The sequence below is a fragment of the Yersinia enterocolitica subsp. enterocolitica genome (assembly GCF_901472495.1).
In the GTDB taxonomy this organism is placed as follows: Bacteria; Pseudomonadota; Gammaproteobacteria; order Enterobacterales; family Enterobacteriaceae; genus Yersinia; species Yersinia enterocolitica.
Window position 1 is genome coordinate 3,257,319 of the sequence record NZ_LR590469.1, and the last position, 16,712, is coordinate 3,274,030.

The following is a 16,712-nucleotide window of genomic DNA, read 5'->3' on the forward strand; positions in this document are numbered from 1 at the left end:
CCTCTTAGTTCTGATTCTTTTTGCACATAGGGAAGCCCAATGCCTCGCGGGAAGCATAATAAGCCTCGGCGACAGCTTTGGTCAGCGTACGAATGCGCAGAATATAACGCTGACGCTCAGTCACCGAGATGGCTTTACGGGCGTCTAGCAGGTTAAAGGTGTGGCCCGCTTTCAGAATACGTTCGTAAGCCGGCAGCGGCAGTGGGACTTCCAACGCCAGCAGTGACTGGGCCTCTTTCTCATATTGCTCGAAGCAGGAGAACAGGAAGTCCACATCGGCGTATTCAAAGTTATAGGTGGATTGCTCCACTTCATTTTGATGATAAATATCGCCGTAGGTGGTTGTACCCAGTGGGCCGTCACACCAAATCAGGTCATAAACGCTATCTACGCCCTGGATGTACATTGCCAAACGTTCCAGACCATAAGTTATTTCGCCGGTGACCGGTTTACATTCCAAACCGCCCACTTGCTGGAAGTAAGTGAACTGCGTCACTTCCATGCCGTTTAGCCACACTTCCCAGCCCAGACCCCAGGCACCCAGCGTTGGGTTCTCCCAGTTATCTTCGACAAAGCGAATGTCGTGAATCAGCGGGTCCAGACCCAGCTCTTTCAATGAACCTAAATAGAGTTCCTGAATGTTGTCTGGTGAAGGTTTGATAATGACCTGGAACTGATAATAGTGTTGCAGGCGATTGGGGTTCTCACCGTAGCGACCATCGGTCGGGCGGCGTGAAGGTTGTACATAAGCGGCAGCGATTGGCTCTGGGCCAAGTGCACGCAGGCAGGTCATTGGGTGGGAGGTACCCGCGCCGACTTCCATGTCCAGTGGTTGAACAATGGTGCAGCCTTGGCGCGCCCAATAGTCCTGTAACGTCAGGATCAGGCCCTGAAAGGTCTTGGTATCAAACTTTTGCATGTTGGATTCGCACGCGATACAAGTGGATTAAAATGGAATGGGTCAGTATACCCGTTGACCGTAAGATATACAGCCAGAATCCGGTAAGATGCAACAATCAAAGCAGATTTGTCGATAAAATGAGCCTTTAATTGGATTCCAACGAATAATTTTGCACAATTCCCCCCAAGGTAAAGAATCTGTCGATAGGTTGCTAATCAGTCAATGAACAGCGATCATTCCCCACTAAAATCGGCAATACAAAGGAAGACGAATAATGAGCCTACAACGCTGCGGTTGGGTAACAACGGATCCGCTCTATCTGGCTTATCACGATACTGAATGGGGAATTCCACGTACCGACAGCCAGGCATTATTCGAAATGCTGTGCCTCGAAGGTCAACAAGCTGGGCTTTCATGGATAACCGTGCTGAAAAAACGCGAACACTATCGCAAATGCTTTCATAACTTTGATCCGGTGCGTGTGGCGAAAATGGGGCCAGAAGAGGTTGAAAAGCTGGTGCTGGATAGCGGCATCATCCGCCATCGCGGAAAGATTCAGGCGATTATCACCAATGCGCAGGCCTATCTGGCAATGGAAGCCAACGGCGAAGACTTTTCGCATTTTATCTGGGGTTTCGTCGATGGCGAGCCAAAAGTTAACCATTGGTGGTGTTTGGCGGAATGCCCAGCAACAACCCCCATCTCAGATGCGATGTCTAAGGCACTCAAAAAAAGAGGTTTTAAGTTTATCGGTTCCACTATTTGCTATGCATTTATGCAAGCCAGTGGCCTGGTGAACGATCATCTGGCGAGCTGTTTCTGCCATCCGGATAATGCAGCGAAATGATTAGAGCGTATCAACCCGACGATCTTGATGCCGTGATGCAATTGTGGCTCACCAGCACCATTGCCGCACATCCTTTTATTGCCGAGCAGTATTGGCACGAAAGCGCCCCGTTGGTACGAAACACTTACCTGCCAGCAGCCCGCACTTGGGTCTATTTACACTCAAAAACCATCCGTGATGAGAGTCCAATTGCAGGATTTATCAGTATTCTGGCAGAACAACTGGTGGGGGCATTGTTTGTCGCCCAACCTTTTCACGGGCAGGGTATCGGTAAGGCATTGATGGAACATGTTCAGCAGCATTACCGCGCCCTGACGCTGGAGGTCTATCAGCAAAACCAGCGCGCCTGCCACTTCTACCGTAAACAGGGTTTTACCCAGATAGGGAAAGCGTATAACGCCGAGACCAAAAGCACTATTTTAACTCTGCACTGGCAACACCCATTCAACTAGTCCCTTATTTTATTCCCCCCACCATCTGACAAATTTTAATAACCGTATCGGGCGCTCAACCGCATTACTCTATTCCTGAGCCTATTTTTCTGCGGGAATAAGTGAGGGGTTTAATATGAAAGGCACATTACTAAATATCCAATTAACCTTAGTTTTATTAATAACATTCTCTCCATTAACCATTGCCGATAATATTAACAGCAGAAAAATTTATTTATATCCCGAAGATAAATATCAAATTGAAACCGGTGTAACGGATAATACTAAATATAACGGGCGCAATAGAAAAGAGCGGAGTGTCGCTGGAACGCTAGGCTGTACATTTATTCCCGCATTAGCGATTTATAATTATGTTACACATAGTCATTGCGATCAGGCAGATAAATTATGGCGTCATATATCACATTGGTTTTCCGATGATAATCAAGATAAAGTGGTTTTAATTACCAACAACGCTCCTTTGCTTAAGCCGCAATTCGTCGGTCACGAAAATAACAATAACCCAGTCAGCCCGCTCGCATTGGTATTAACCAAAATTAATATGCAATTACATCATCAGGCGTTGACATTACCGGCTACTGCGCGATTTTGTAAAACTTCGATAGAGAATATCCTCGCCGCCCGTTATCCCCGCAGTCCTGGGGAAAATTGCCCCCAGTGGGTATCTCGTATATTAGCTGATTTTACTCTGTTATTCGGTCATTCGGTGCAAAGCTGGACACCAGAGCAATTAGAACGTGTCGTCACACAAATTAATACACAATACTCTACTGGCTATGCAGGCAGTGATCTGGCCACGGAGAAGAGTCTGGTTGATGGCACCCGTGCAATTATCCAACAATTGGGATTGGCTGAAACCATCCGCCAAATCACCCGCGCATTTCAATATGCCCAATTAAATTATGCCAATTATATCGAACATAACCCCAGCGCCACTGAATCGCCCACCACAGCTCAAAGTTTACCATTAGGAGAATATTCACTTTCTCTGCAATCTTATCACTCTCCCGCCGAGCCACCCGTAGTTCGTATTCGTCAGAGTAATGAATGGGTGACCAGACCCGACTTACATTTTGAGGTGGAGATCATTGATGCCAGCACCACAGACAGATCGGGTATTATTCTCGCTCACACCGTTATGGATCAATGGTTTACGTCATATCTTTTTGCTCCGTTAGAAACGGATCAACAAGACAACCCCCTCACAGATCTTGACCGCACCACCAGTGCAGCACGTACCACCAGTACCTCACTGTTACTCGAATTGGAAAACACCACCAGTGACTATCTGTTCGTGGTGGTACGGCTTGAGGGCGAGATTGTTAGCATACTAGGCGCGACCACGGGAGTCGCTGACAATGAGTTCTATATTGATGTTTCGGTGAGCGCTCCCTGTAACGTTCTGACCCCCAATGCTGAAGGAAATATTCGCGGAGCTGGCACTGCCGCCGTGCATGAACTGGCTCGCTATCTAAAAGATAAAGGAGGAAAAACATTACGTTCGAACGTTATTTCACAGCCTTCCGCCCGAGTAAAAATGAAGATCGGTTTCAAGCATGATGAACTCTGATATTTAGCCCTTATAGTTTTATGATAAATAAGGAATTTATTATGGAAATAAAATTCAAATATAAAAAAATGATATTGATTTACTCAATGATATTATGTTCGACTGCCATTTCCAGAGAAATAGATAGTAATTGTACCAAGACATCGCAAAATTACATTGCAACCCAGCATCATGATAATTCTGAAGAAAATAAGGTTTGTTTATTTACAGAGGATAAACTCCAGGGGGAATCAATGTGTTTTTCTGCCGGAGAAAGTATTGACTTTGAAATTCAAGATGATGAGGTGGTTGAAAATGATACTATCTCATCAATCTATAATCCCAGTGGAAAGTTAGTGACTATATATAAGCATGATAATTACAATCCACCTTACTTTAATTTAATTGAGTCAATAGGTGAGAGTGATTTAGCCAGTTTTTATATGGACAATGCCATTAGCAGCGTCAAAGTCGCTGCTACCTCTGACCAGGGCTGTTATCAGCGCTGTGTTATTCGCCAAAAAATGGAATTATCTTTACCCGATATTTTCGCATCATTCTGGGATAATATAGATTACCCCAACAACCAGGTTTTATTAAGTTTCGATATTAATGGTAAAAGTGATTTTATGGCCGGGTTACCACTAGGTCCAATAATATGGGTATCTAAGAAAGAGATTTCTATTTTCGGACAGTACGGCGATCAACCCATCGTATTCTATCTCCATCCGGATACCGATCGCCTCTCGCTACTGTTTCATCTTAATGATAACAATATTGCCATAAGCTATATGGAAAGTCGCGGTACCGAACAGATTGCCTTATCGCCTTCCATTGGGCTAGGTCATTCTTCATTTAATAAACAACGGCTAGATTCACGATTGACCATTAATAACAATGCCAGCCAACCCCTGATTATTGACCAAATAGTGATAGCTGCCAGTGCTGAAGATATTCAGTCTGTACACCACAGGAGTGAACGTGATACTGCCGGAACATTAGGCTGTACCTTTATTCCTGCATTGGCGATTTATAATTATGTTACACATAGTCATTGCAATCAGGGAGATATATTATGGCATAAAATATCCCATTGGTTTTCCCCAGATAATAAAGATAAAACGGTATTGGCGGCTGGCGACTCATCGTTACTTAAACCACATTCTCACTCCTTAGAGTATAGTAGCGCTGCACTAACATTAGCCAAAATCGAAACTCAATTACATAATCAGGCACTCACACTACCGGCCACCGCGCAATTTTGTAAAACCTCGATGGATAATATTCTCGCCACCCGCTATCCCCGTGATGTGGGTGTACACTGTCAGCAATGGGTCTCCAGAGTATTAGCCAACTTTACTGAGTTATTCGGTGATTCATTGCGCGACTGGACGCTGGATGTTCTGCGCAAGGTATTAATACAAATTTATGAGAATGATACGACTGGTTTTGCAACTAGCGATCCGGCAGCAGAAAGCCGCCTGGTGAATGAGGTTCAGTCAGTTATTCGTCAACTAGGTATAGATGAAACTATCAGCCAAATATCTCAGGCTTTTGATTATGCCAGATTAAATTACGCGCGTTATTTGGCGCACAATCCTGCCCCCACGCAATCCCCTCTGGGCGCTCAACGTTTGCCATTAGGCACATATTCACTCTCTTTGGCCTCTTATCATTATCCCACAGATAGGCCTGCCGCACGCGTGCTGCAAGATGGGGAATGGGTCACCCGACCCGATTTGTATTTTGATATCGATATTCTTGATACCACCATCCCGACCCGGCCAGATATCGATGCCGCCTTTATGGATGATGCCTTAGCGGCGGCGGGCGCATGGTTAGACATTTACAACGCTTCCCCAGTCAATTATCACATCACTAACGAACCCTGGTCAGAACATGACCGCACTATCGAGGCGGGTCGGGTAAACAGTTACTTCCTATATAGCGAATTACTTGATGCCGAGAATGACTATGTGTACGCAGCGGTTCGGCTAGAAGGAGATATTGTCAGTATTCTGGCAGCCAGAAGAGATGAGTCGTTTGAAAATAGTCACGATAATTACTATATCGAATTTTTTGTGACTGACCCAAACCATGTGCTTCTCCCAGAAGGTGAAGGCAGTATTCGCGGCGCAGGAAGTGCCGCACTACACGGACTGGCGCATTATCTACAACAGCATGGGGTGAGCGTTTTACGTCTTCGCGCGCCCAGTCAACCCGCGGCACGCGTCACCACCAAACTCGGCTTCCAGCATGATGAGTTTTGATAGTTGAGTAGCTGTAAGTGCTTTTTCTGTCGGAAAACGCAGCACTCACTATCACAAAGCAACACTATGAGAGTTTTCTCAATGGTATTCCCCCCTCTTTTACCGGATAACGTTGGCAGCTAAATACCCGCAACAATATAAATGCCGGTAAATGATTTTTTAATCCGCTATTGGGCGACATTATCTATTTTTCGCCGAAATAGAGTGCCATTTAAGGGAAATTCAATGAAAAAACGCATTCTGGCTACGGTAGCCGCCGTGTCTGTCGCGCTAACACTTTCCGCTTGTACCACCAATCCCTATACCGGCGAATCACAAGCCGGAAAATCCGGTTACGGTGCAGGAATTGGGGCCGCATTAGGGGCAGGGATCGGCATGTTGTCCTCCTCCAAACATGACCGTGGTAAAGGTGCATTGATTGGTGCCGCAGCCGGTGCAGCCTTAGGTGGTGGTGCAGGTTATTACATGGATGTGCAGGAAGCCAAACTGCGTGAGAAAATGAGCGGCACAGGTGTTAGCGTGACCCGCCAGGGTGACAACATCGTATTGAATATGCCCAATAACGTGACATTCGATACTGACAGCAGCAACCTGAAACCGGCCGGAGCCAATACCTTAACCGGCGTGGCTATGGTATTGAAGGAGTATGATAAAACCGCCGTCAATGTGACCGGTTATACCGATAGCACTGGGGCCAGAGCACATAACATGACGCTTTCGCAGCAGCGCGCCGACAGTGTAGGCAGTGCGCTGATCGTGCAGGGTGTGGCGGCAAACCGTATCCGCACCAGCGGTGCAGGGCCGGATAATCCGGTGGCAAGCAACAGCACCGCCGCCGGTAAGGCGCAGAACCGCCGGGTTGAAATCACCTTAAGCCCACTGTAATTGTTACTATTTCCCTGCGGATGATGCCTCGCGCTTTATCCGCACTTTTCTTATGGTCGCGATCCGGTCATCATAATTATTCCAGCCTGATACGATAAGTGCAGCGGCGGGAGCCGGATAAAATATGTTCAATCCGCTCAACCGGCACTCCCAGAGCTTGCTGAAATACTGATAATTCTGCCCGACAAAATCCCTGACAGCTGGTGGCGGCAGCACAAATCGGGCAATGATTTTCAATCAGTAATATTGAGCCATCGGCCTGAGTCTGGCATTCCGCCATATACCCTTCCTGAGAGCGAATAGCCACCAGCCGCTTCACCCGTTCATCAATACTCTGAGCGCCTTCCATCGCCTGACAATACAGCTCGCGCGTTTCCTGCTCACGAGTATCTATCAGTAAATTAAGCGCTTCTTCGCCTAATTTTGTGCGCACCATATGCAATAATTGAACCGTTAGCTCGCTGTGAGCATCAGGGAAACGGGCATTCCCAGCTTCAGTAAGTTGCCAAAGCTGGATTGGCCGCCCGACGCCTTTTGCCTGCGCCACCGCCACTACCAGCCCATCATTAGCCAATTTTACAAATTGTTGGCGCGCTGCTTCCCCAGTGGTGCCAAGAATATTACCCGCATCCGTGGCCTGCATGGGGCCGCGTGTCTTGAGCAGCAACAGTAGACGTTCAGCAACAGACTGCGGTTGACTGGTCGAATAATCAATATTCATCTCTTTTCCAGTATCATTGATGCATTTTTTATTTTGATAGTTGCCAGCATAACATTTTACAAGCATATGCTTGACTTATTATGAGTAACAAGATTACTTTATTCCAAGAATTTACTTGTTTAACTTTAACGTAACAACTCGCCCAACTCAATAACCAGATTTCTGGCAGGATGAATAACGTGATAATAAATGATGCAAGCCGATGGAGTGATTTGTTCTCCGGCAAAAATGCGGCTTTTGCTATAGCTCTGTCGGGTGGTGTGGTACTACATGCCATCAATATCTATATCGCCACCACTATTTTACCGTCGGTGGTGCTGGAGATTAATGGCCTGAATTTATACGCCTGGAATACCACTCTGTTTGTCACCGCGTCGATCCTCGGTTCCGCATTATCTGCCCGTTTACTCAGTGGTTATGGTGCACGCAGCGCCTATTTGTTGGCCTCACTGACCTTTATGCTGGGCAGTGCTTTATGCGCCATGGCACCGAATATGCCGCTGATGCTGGTTGGCAGAACCGTGCAGGGTTTGGGGGGCGGTTTTCTGTTTGCACTCTCTTATGCCATGATTAATCTGGTTTTTCCGCAATCATTATGGCCAAGGGCCATGGCGCTAATTTCAGGAATGTGGGGCGTGGCAACACTGATTGGCCCAGCAATTGGCGGGATATTTGCAGAAATGAACGCCTGGCGCTTTGCCTTCTGGACGTTACTGCCGGTGACACTGATTTATGCTATTTTTACCTGGCGCATTCTGCCAAAAGGAAAATCCAGCAGCGCAGTCAGCTCGGCATTACCGGTCACCCAACTGGTGCTATTAACCGCAATTGTTTTGACCATTTCCGCCAGCAGTATTGCCAGCAATGGCCTGACGAATCTGGTGGGTATCGTGTTAGCTGTATTGCTGCTGGTGCTGCTATTGCACATAGAATCCCGAGCCACCTCGCGTTTACTGCCCAAAGGAGCGCTGCGCCTTAACTCACCCCTGGCCGCACTCTATATCACCATCTCTTTACTGGCGATCGGCATTACTTGTGAGATTTTTGTCCCTTACTTCCTACAAACCATACACGGACAGTCGCCACTGATTTCTGGCTATATCGCCGCCACTATGGCTGCGGGCTGGACAATTTCTGAGGTCATGAGCGCTGGCTGGAAAAAGTCAGGTATTCGTTGGGCGATTATTAGCGGCCCAATTATTGTGCTGATGGGAATCATTGCGCTCGCCATCCTGATGCCAGTAAGTTCACTGGGCAGTTGGCAGCAGATGGCCCCCATCGCCATTGCGCTTACATTAGTGGGTTTCGGTATCGGCTTTGGCTGGCCACACTTGCTGACCCGCATTCTGCAAGTGGCAGCGGAAGAAGATAAAGATATCGCCGGTGCCTCGATTACCACGGTACAAATGTTTGCCACCGCGGTCGGGGCGGCAATAGCCGGAATGGTAGCTAACCTTTCTGGCCTTAATTCCCCCGGCGGGATCGCGGGCGCTGAAAACACCGCTCACTGGCTATTTACTCTGTATACTATTGCCCCAGCACTGGCGATCATTACTGCACTACGTTGCGCAGCCATTCGCTCCCAGCCCCAGCCGGTTAACAGCGTTACCAGCCACGAAATTTTATAAAATCAGATGTGCCAGCCTGCTCAGACGGGTTGGCCTTTTCATTAGTCGTAACATTATGAGCCTGATTAGCGCTTGATCCCGCACCGGTAGTTGCTGTTATTCTGGCTTTAATTCTTAATTCTATTTACCCAAAGTCATTGAGATTGTAGGTAGGCGGCAAGTGAGCAAATCCCGATGAGCTGACACAAGTCAGTGATTCGGGTGAGTGAGTGAAGCCAACACCCCTGCGGCCTCAAGTACGAAGGGTAAATGATTGGAGGTTGTGATGAAGCCATCTATCGTGCTGTACAAAAGTATTCCTGCCGATCTGCATCAGCGTTTAGAGCAACACTTTACCGTAAACAGTTTTGAGGGTTTATCTTCGGATAATCAGCCCGAGCTATTATCTGCGCTGCAACAAGCTGAAGGGCTTATCGGTTCTGGCGGTAAAATTGATCAGGTGTTCTTGGAACGCGCACCGAAGCTGCGAGCGGCTTCAACCATTTCTGTTGGTTATGACAATTTTGATGTCGATGCGCTGAGCCAGCGTGGAATAGCCTTAATGCACACCCCTACCGTTCTGACCGAAACCGTGGCAGATACTATGATGGCATTGGTGCTATCCAGTGCGCGGCGGGTGGTAGAACTGGCTGAGCGCGTGAAAGCCGGAGAATGGCAAGACAGCATCGGTGATGATTGGTTTGGTGTCGATGTTCACCATAAAACCATCGGCATTCTCGGCATGGGCCGAATTGGTATGGCACTGGCTCAACGAGCACACTTTGGTTTCAGCATGCCGGTGCTATACACCAGCCGCCGCCCACATGAAGCAGCGGAAAAGCGCTTTGGTGCCCGCCGCTGCTCACTCGATACCTTGCTGGCTGAGGTTGATTTCCTCTGCATCACTTTGCCGATGACCGAACAGACTTACCATATGATTGGCCGTGAGCAACTGGCTAAAATGAAATCCAGCGCCATTCTGATCAATGCGGGTCGTGGGCCGGTGGTGGATGAGCAGGCACTGATTGCTGCGCTGCAAGATGGCACTATTCATGCTGCTGGGCTGGATGTTTTTGCACAAGAGCCACTACCAGTGGAGTCGCCACTACTCAAATTACCGAATGTGGTTGCTGTGCCACATATTGGTTCCGCCACCCATGAAACCCGCTACAACATGGCGGCCTGCGCGGTAGATAACCTGATTGCGGCACTGACAGGCACCGTCACAGAAAACTGCGTCAACCCGCAGGTATTGCAGCAAGCATAATTTATTCCACTGGCCTGTTAGCAGGCCAAATCCCCCTCATCCGCTGCCCTCCTCCCTATAAAAACTGCTCAGGGATGAGGCTATTTCTTCGCCGTCTGGCACTCTGATATTCATAAAACTTTATACGTTTACCCAAGGAAGACGCGTTATGAAACACCTCACGCTCCCTTTGCTACTGGTTTTGTCGCCAGCAGCCATGGCGAACTGGTCACTTCAGCATTTCCCGGCGTTTACTGAACAAGATAGCGGCGTCTTCCTGAGCAGTGGTGCGCTCACCAAAGGTGAGTATCTCCTTAAATTTTATCAAGATAAGCAATGCTGGCAGCCAGCCGGGCCGGTAAAGCTGAATCAGACTTTTTCGCTGCAACCCTGCCAGAATCAGGCTGATATCCAGTGGAAGCTATTCCGCGATGGCCAGTATCAGGTGCGTATTGATACCCGTAGCGGCACGCCAACACTCACCTTGAGTATCAAAGAACCGGTGGCGGAAACCGTCAAAGTCGTGACTCACAGTTGTCAGCGCTGGGATGGAAAGCCGGTGACGATTGATGTCAGTAAGACCTTCGCTGAAGGCGAAATGGTGCGGGATTTCTATTCTGGCCAAACGACGAAAGTTTCCCTCGGTAAAATCACTCTGCAACCCACTCCCGAGAGCGGGGGTTTACTGTTATTAGAATCAGCCCAAACCCAGCAAGCTGCGCCTTTTAGTTGGCAAAATGCCACGGTTTATTTTGCTCTGACAGATCGTTTTAAAAACGGCAACCCAGACAATGACCACAGCTATGGCCGCCACAGCGATGGCATGCAGGAAATCGGTACTTTCCACGGTGGTGACCTGGCTGGCCTAACCGAAAAACTTGATTATCTGCAACAACTTGGGGTCAATGCGTTATGGATAACTTCTCCACTGGAGCAAATTCACGGCTGGGTCGGGGGCGGTACCAAAGGTGACTTCCCGCATTACGCCTATCATGGTTATTACGGCCTGGATTGGTCTCGTCTGGATGCCAACATGGGCACCGAACAGGATTTGCATCAACTGGTTGAGCAAGCCCATAAGCGCGGTATCCGCATTCTATTTGATGTAGTCATGAATCATGTGGGATATGCCACTCTGGCAGATATGCAGAGCTACCAGTTCGGCGCGCTGTATTTGCAAGGCGATCAGCTGGAAAAAACACTGGGTAAAAACTGGACAGACTGGACGCCGGGTAAGGGGCAAACCTGGCATAGTTTTAATGATTACATCAACTTTAGTGATAAAGCCGCATGGGATAATTGGTGGGGTAAGAAATGGATCCGCACCGATATTGGTGATTATGATTCCCCCGGCTATGACGATCTGACCATGTCGCTGGCTTTCCTGCCGGACATCAAAACCGAATCTACCCAACCCAGCGGTTTGCCGGTGTTTTATCGCCATAAACCCGATACCGCAGCACGAGAAATTGCCGGAGCCACACCGCGTGATTACCTTACTTATTGGCTGAGCCAATGGGTTCGCGATTATGGTATTGACGGCTTTCGTGTTGATACCGCCAAGCATGTCGAGAAGCCCGCCTGGCAACAACTTAAGCAGCAAAGCGCAGCTGCTTTGGCCGAGTGGAAAGCGGCTCACCCCGATCAAGCACTGGACGACTTGCCATTCTGGATGACCGGAGAAGCTTGGGGCCACGGGGTGATGAAAAGTGATTATTACCAAAACGGCTTCGATGCCATGATTAACTTTGATTTTCAGGATCAAGCCAAACAAGCACTGGCCTGTTTCTCGTCCATTGACGGCACTTATCAGCAAATGGCGGATAAACTGCAAGGTTTCAATGTGTTGAGCTACATTTCATCCCATGATACACGGCTGTTTTTTAAAAATGACGCACAACAATCCTTGGTGAAACAGCAACGTGCGGGTGATCTACTGCTGCTGGCTCCGGGGGCAGTGCAAATCTTCTATGGCGATGAAAGTGGACGAGAGTTCGGCCCTACCGGGTCAGATCCATTACAAGGAACCCGCTCGGATATGAACTGGAATGAACTGAGCGGAGAAAAAGGCGCGCTGTTGGCGCACTGGCAAAAAGTCAGTCAGTTCCGCGCCCGTCACCAAGCGATTGGTGCAGGCGTGCAGCAGTCGCAACAAACCGCTGATTACTATGCTTTTAGTCGCCAACACCAGGGCGATAAAGTATTGGTCGTTTGGGTTGGAGACAAAAAAGAGTAAACCAGTTTATTATTTTGTAATAACACATCCTGCCGATATTTTCGCGCGGCAGGAAGAATTCTTTCCGCATTGCGTCCGCTTTTATCTGCGAGTATGGTAGCTGTTCACTTACGGATAACAATAAATTTTCATTTATGAAGTTTTCACTTTTCGGCGACAAATTCACCCGCTACGCGGGTATCACCAGACTGATGGACGACCTCAATGACGGCCTGAGAACTCCGGGTTCTATCATGCTTGGCGGGGGTAATCCGGCTCATATTCCCGAGATGGATGCTTATTTCCAACAACTTTGTCAGGAAATGCTGGAGCGCGGGCAATTGACCGAGGCGTTGTGCAATTATGACGGGCCACAAGGGAAAGACCTGCTGCTAAAAGCACTGGCAAAAATGCTGCGCGATGAGTTGGGTTGGCAAATTGAGCCACAGAACATTGCACTAACAAATGGCAGTCAAAGCGCGTTTTTCTACTTATTTAATTTATTCGCTGGCCGCTATGCCGATGGCAACCGTCGGCGGGTACTATTCCCGCTGGCACCGGAGTATCTCGGTTATGCCGATGCGGGCCTCGACGAAGATTTGTTTGTCTCTGCCAAACCCAATATTGAGCTATTGCCAGCAGGGCAATTCAAATATCACGTCGATTTTGAACACCTCAATATTACCGATGATATAGGCCTGATTTGCGTCTCACGGCCCACCAACCCGACTGGCAATGTGATTACTGACGAAGAGTTGATTCGCCTCGATGCTATTGCCCAGCAACGTGGTATTCCGTTATTGATTGATAATGCTTATGGCGTGCCCTTCCCTGGCATTATCTTTACTGACGCCACACCGCTGTGGAACCCGAATATCATTCTGTGCATGAGCTTGTCGAAACTAGGCTTACCCGGTTCACGCTGTGGGATAGTGATTGCAGATGAGAAAGTCATTTCAGCCATCACTAACATGAATGGCATTATCAGTTTGTCACCGGGGAGTTTGGGGCCAGCAATTGCCGCCGAAATGATTGAGCGTGGTGATCTGTTACGTTTATCCAACGAGGTCATCCGGCCATTCTATTTTGAACGGGTGCAGCAAACTATTGCTATCCTGCGCAAATACTTACCGCCTGAACGCTGCCTGATCCACAAGCCGGAAGGGGCAATATTCCTCTGGCTGTGGTTCAAAGATTTGCCGATCAGCACCGAGCTATTGTATCAACGCCTGAAAAAACGCGGTGTATTGATGGTACCTGGCCATTACTTCTTCCCCGGTCTGGAATATGACTGGCCACATACTCATCAGTGCATGCGGATGAATTATGTTCCGGCACCGGAAGATATCGAAAAGGGTGTGGCGATTCTGGCCGAAGAAATTGAGCTGGCGTATCAGGAAGCGCAGTAATTTACTAACGAAATAAAAGCATATCCAAAGTCATTGGAGTTGCAGGTAAGCAGCCAGCAAACACATCCCGATGAGCTTACTCAAGTAAGTGATTCGGGTGAGTGCGTGCAGCTAACACCCCTGCAACTTCAAGGACGAAGGGTAACTATAGTGTCCAGAACAGCACGGCAAGTATCTGCGGCGACATAATGCGTAAGAACATCGCCAACGGGTAAACCGTTGCATAAGACAGTGCCGCCGCACCGCTGGTGGGGTGCAAACCATTGGCGAAGGCCAATGCCGGTGGATCAGTCATTGAACCGGCTAACATGCCGCACAGCGTCAGATAGTTCATCTTAGCCAGCATGCGCGCCAGAATGCCCACGGTCAGTAGCGGTATCCCGGTGATCATCGCCCCATAGCCAATCCACGCCAGCCCATCACCATTAACCAGCGTATTGATGAAATCACCGCCAGACTTTAGCCCAACCACCGACAAGAACAACACGATCCCCAGTTCACGCAAGGCCAGGTTGGCACTCGGCGGCATAAACCAATATAGCTTGCCGATGCTGCCAATACGCCCAAGGATAAGTGCGACCACTAGCGGGCCACCCGCCAACCCCAAACGCAGCGCTGCCGGAAACCCCGGAATAAACAGTGGGATTGACCCTAACAACACCCCCAGACCGACGCCAATAAAGACAGGAAGCATTTGAACTTGCTGTAGTTTTTGTTGCGCGTTACCCACAACAGCAGAAACGGCCTCAATAGATTCCGGACGCCCTACCAGATTAAGAATGTCACCAAATTGCAGGCTGGCATTGTTACTGGCGACTAACTCAATCCCGGCACGGTTTAATCGAGTGATTGCTACGTCATATTTCTGTTTCAGGTTTAAGTCGCGAATTTTCTTACCCAAAACAGCCTCATTGGTCACCACTACACGAGCGGTTTGCAACACCGTACTGGCCGTAGACAAGGTGACATCAACCTCTTCCCCGACCACCAGTCGCACTTTCTCCAAAGCCTCGCGCTGCCCGACCAAATGCAGATAGTCACCTAACTCAATGACGGTGCCTGACAACGGAACCATCAACAAATCACCGCGCTTCAAGCGGGAACAGACCACCTCATCGCTGTTCAGTAATGGCACATCCTGCATTGATAGACCATGCAGATTGGGATTTCGTACCGCGACGTTCATGGTTTGCAGCAATTCACGGTTCTGCCCATGGCTGCTATCAAACTCTTTAGCTTCACGATCAACGTTGATTTTAAAGAATAAACGGATCAGCCACATCACCAACAAAATACCGCAAATACCGAATGGATAGGCCATGGCATAACCCATCCCCATTTGGCTGACCAATTGGGGTGGCGAGCCTAAATCAGTGAGGATTTGTTGTGCTGCCCCAAGAGCCGGGGTGTTAGTAACCGCACCTGAAAATACGCCCAGAATAATGGGCAGTGGCACCGCAAACAATTTATGGATAATAGCGGTCACTAGCCCGCCGACAATCACCATCAGAATGGCAAAGCAGTTAAGCCGCAACCCCGAGACCCGCAGTGAGGAGAAGAACCCCGGCCCTACCTGAATACCAATGGTATAAACAAACAGAATCAGGCCAAATTCCTGAATGAAATGCAGCATGTCTCCATTGAGAACCAGTTCGTAAGTTTGTGCAAAATGGCCCACGATAATGCCGCCAAATAGCACCCCGCCGATACCTAACCCCACACCATAGACTTTCCAATTACCGATCCATAACCCCAATACGGCGACCAGCGCCAACATACTGACGGTAAGGGCGATAGCACTCATAAATCACTTCCTTGCCTAAGTTTAAAAACCGGTCGGCCATTCGAATTATCATGAATGTCATACATGGCCTTAAATTCTTATAGTTAGTAGGGATTCTGTCAGAAGGGGGAATGATTGACTGTGGGATGCACCACAAAATGCACCGGAGAGTAGGGAATCTCTCCGGTGCAAAAACAAACATGGAAAAGTTTAATACTAAAAGGACAAAACAAGGAGAGGGGTATTCGTTACCGGCACCTCAGGCAGAGGTGCCGGTCATCATAATTACTGCTGTTCTGATTGCTCGGTTGCAACCGGATTATCTAATACCTGATGCTCTTGAGGAGCGGCACTGCCAATGCTAATTCGCTGTGGTTGCAGTGCTTCTGGTACCTGGCGCAACAGATCAATGTGCAGCAGGCCATTTTCAAATTGAGCATTATCAACATTCAGATGCTCTGCCAAAGTAAAGGTCAATGAGAACTCTTTACGCACCAAGCCTTGATGCAGGTATTCAACCTGTTTTTCAGCCGGTGTTGGCTTACCGCGCACAGTCAAACGCGGGCCTTCTACTTCAATATCCAGTTCGCTCTGTTTAAAACCGGCCAATGCCAGTGAGATGCGATAGTGGTTATCGTCAGTTTTCTCAATATTATATGGAGGGAACCCCTGAGAATCCTGACCACCCTGCATTGAACTGGCTAATTTATCAAAACCAATCCACTGACGAAGTAAAGGTGACAAATCATAATTACGCATATATATAACTCCTTCTTTGAAGCGAGATAATAGAAAGCCGATCAGTCCCCGATTACGGCAGACTTGGC

13 protein-coding genes are annotated in these 16,712 nt (G+C 48.4%); 9 read left to right on the plus strand and 4 right to left on the minus strand.

Annotated features, from left to right (window positions below; genetic code table 11):
• Nucleotides 1-4 precede the first annotated feature (4 nt).
• Nucleotides 5-919 (minus strand): glycine--tRNA ligase subunit alpha, encoded by a 915-nt coding sequence (glyQ, locus tag FGL26_RS15505; protein ID WP_005175094.1) that lies wholly within the window; start codon nt 917-919, stop codon nt 5-7.
• Between the two features lie 256 nt (nt 920-1,175).
• On the opposite strand from glyQ, the gene FGL26_RS15510 reads away from it, so the two are divergent.
• From FGL26_RS15510 to FGL26_RS15530, 5 genes are all read left to right on the plus strand, one after another.
• Nucleotides 1,176-1,748, plus strand: coding sequence for a DNA-3-methyladenine glycosylase I (locus FGL26_RS15510; protein ID WP_005175096.1), 573 nt, complete (start codon nt 1,176-1,178; stop codon nt 1,746-1,748).
• Nucleotides 1,745-2,200: an N-acetyltransferase gene (locus tag FGL26_RS15515; RefSeq protein WP_005175099.1), complete on the plus strand. Its 456-nt coding sequence runs from the start codon at nt 1,745-1,747 to the stop codon at nt 2,198-2,200. The genes FGL26_RS15510 and FGL26_RS15515 overlap by 4 nt, the downstream gene beginning before the upstream one ends.
• A gap of 115 nt (nt 2,201-2,315) precedes the next feature.
• Nucleotides 2,316-3,770, plus strand: coding sequence for a hypothetical protein (locus tag FGL26_RS15520; RefSeq protein WP_005175101.1), 1,455 nt, complete (start codon nt 2,316-2,318; stop codon nt 3,768-3,770).
• Between the two features lie 86 nt (nt 3,771-3,856).
• Nucleotides 3,857-6,019, plus strand: coding sequence for a peptidase inhibitor family I36 protein (locus FGL26_RS15525; protein ID WP_100219666.1), 2,163 nt, complete (start codon nt 3,857-3,859; stop codon nt 6,017-6,019).
• A gap of 225 nt (nt 6,020-6,244) precedes the next feature.
• The gene (locus FGL26_RS15530; RefSeq protein WP_005175106.1) at nt 6,245-6,904 is read left to right on the plus strand and encodes an OmpA family lipoprotein; all 660 of its coding nucleotides are present in this window, start codon (nt 6,245-6,247) and stop codon (nt 6,902-6,904) included.
• A 76-nt stretch (nt 6,905-6,980) separates the two neighbouring features.
• Here the strand turns inward: FGL26_RS15530 and FGL26_RS15535 are convergent, their stop codons facing one another.
• Nucleotides 6,981-7,625, minus strand: a complete 645-nt coding sequence (locus FGL26_RS15535) for a helix-turn-helix transcriptional regulator (RefSeq protein ID WP_005175108.1) — start codon at nt 7,623-7,625, stop codon at nt 6,981-6,983.
• 185 nt (nt 7,626-7,810) lie between these two features.
• Between FGL26_RS15535 and FGL26_RS15540 the strand changes: the two genes are divergently transcribed.
• From FGL26_RS15540 to FGL26_RS15555, 4 genes are all read left to right on the plus strand, one after another.
• A complete protein-coding gene (locus FGL26_RS15540; RefSeq protein ID WP_032903220.1) occupies nt 7,811-9,253 on the plus strand; it encodes an MFS transporter in 1,443 nt (480 codons plus the stop codon).
• A gap of 265 nt (nt 9,254-9,518) precedes the next feature.
• Complete coding sequence (gene ghrB, locus FGL26_RS15545) at nt 9,519-10,499, plus strand: glyoxylate/hydroxypyruvate reductase GhrB (RefSeq protein WP_005175112.1); 981 nt, start codon at nt 9,519-9,521, stop codon at nt 10,497-10,499.
• A 148-nt stretch (nt 10,500-10,647) separates the two neighbouring features.
• Nucleotides 10,648-12,714 carry an alpha-amylase gene (locus FGL26_RS15550; protein WP_005175113.1) on the plus strand — a complete coding sequence of 689 codons (2,067 nt, stop codon included), beginning with the start codon at nt 10,648-10,650 and terminating at the stop codon, nt 12,712-12,714.
• A 134-nt stretch (nt 12,715-12,848) separates the two neighbouring features.
• Entirely contained in the window at nt 12,849-14,102 is a 1,254-nt protein-coding gene (locus tag FGL26_RS15555) for a valine--pyruvate transaminase (RefSeq protein ID WP_005175114.1), read from the plus strand.
• 145 nt (nt 14,103-14,247) lie between these two features.
• Here the strand turns inward: FGL26_RS15555 and FGL26_RS15560 are convergent, their stop codons facing one another.
• Nucleotides 14,248-15,906, minus strand: coding sequence for a putative transporter (locus FGL26_RS15560; RefSeq protein WP_005175115.1), 1,659 nt, complete (start codon nt 15,904-15,906; stop codon nt 14,248-14,250).
• Nucleotides 15,907-16,170: 264 nt separating this feature from the next.
• On the minus strand, nt 16,171-16,644 hold the full coding sequence (gene ibpB, locus FGL26_RS15565; RefSeq protein WP_005161076.1) for a small heat shock chaperone IbpB: 474 nt from the start codon (nt 16,642-16,644) through the stop codon (nt 16,171-16,173).
• Nucleotides 16,645-16,712 lie beyond the last annotated feature (68 nt).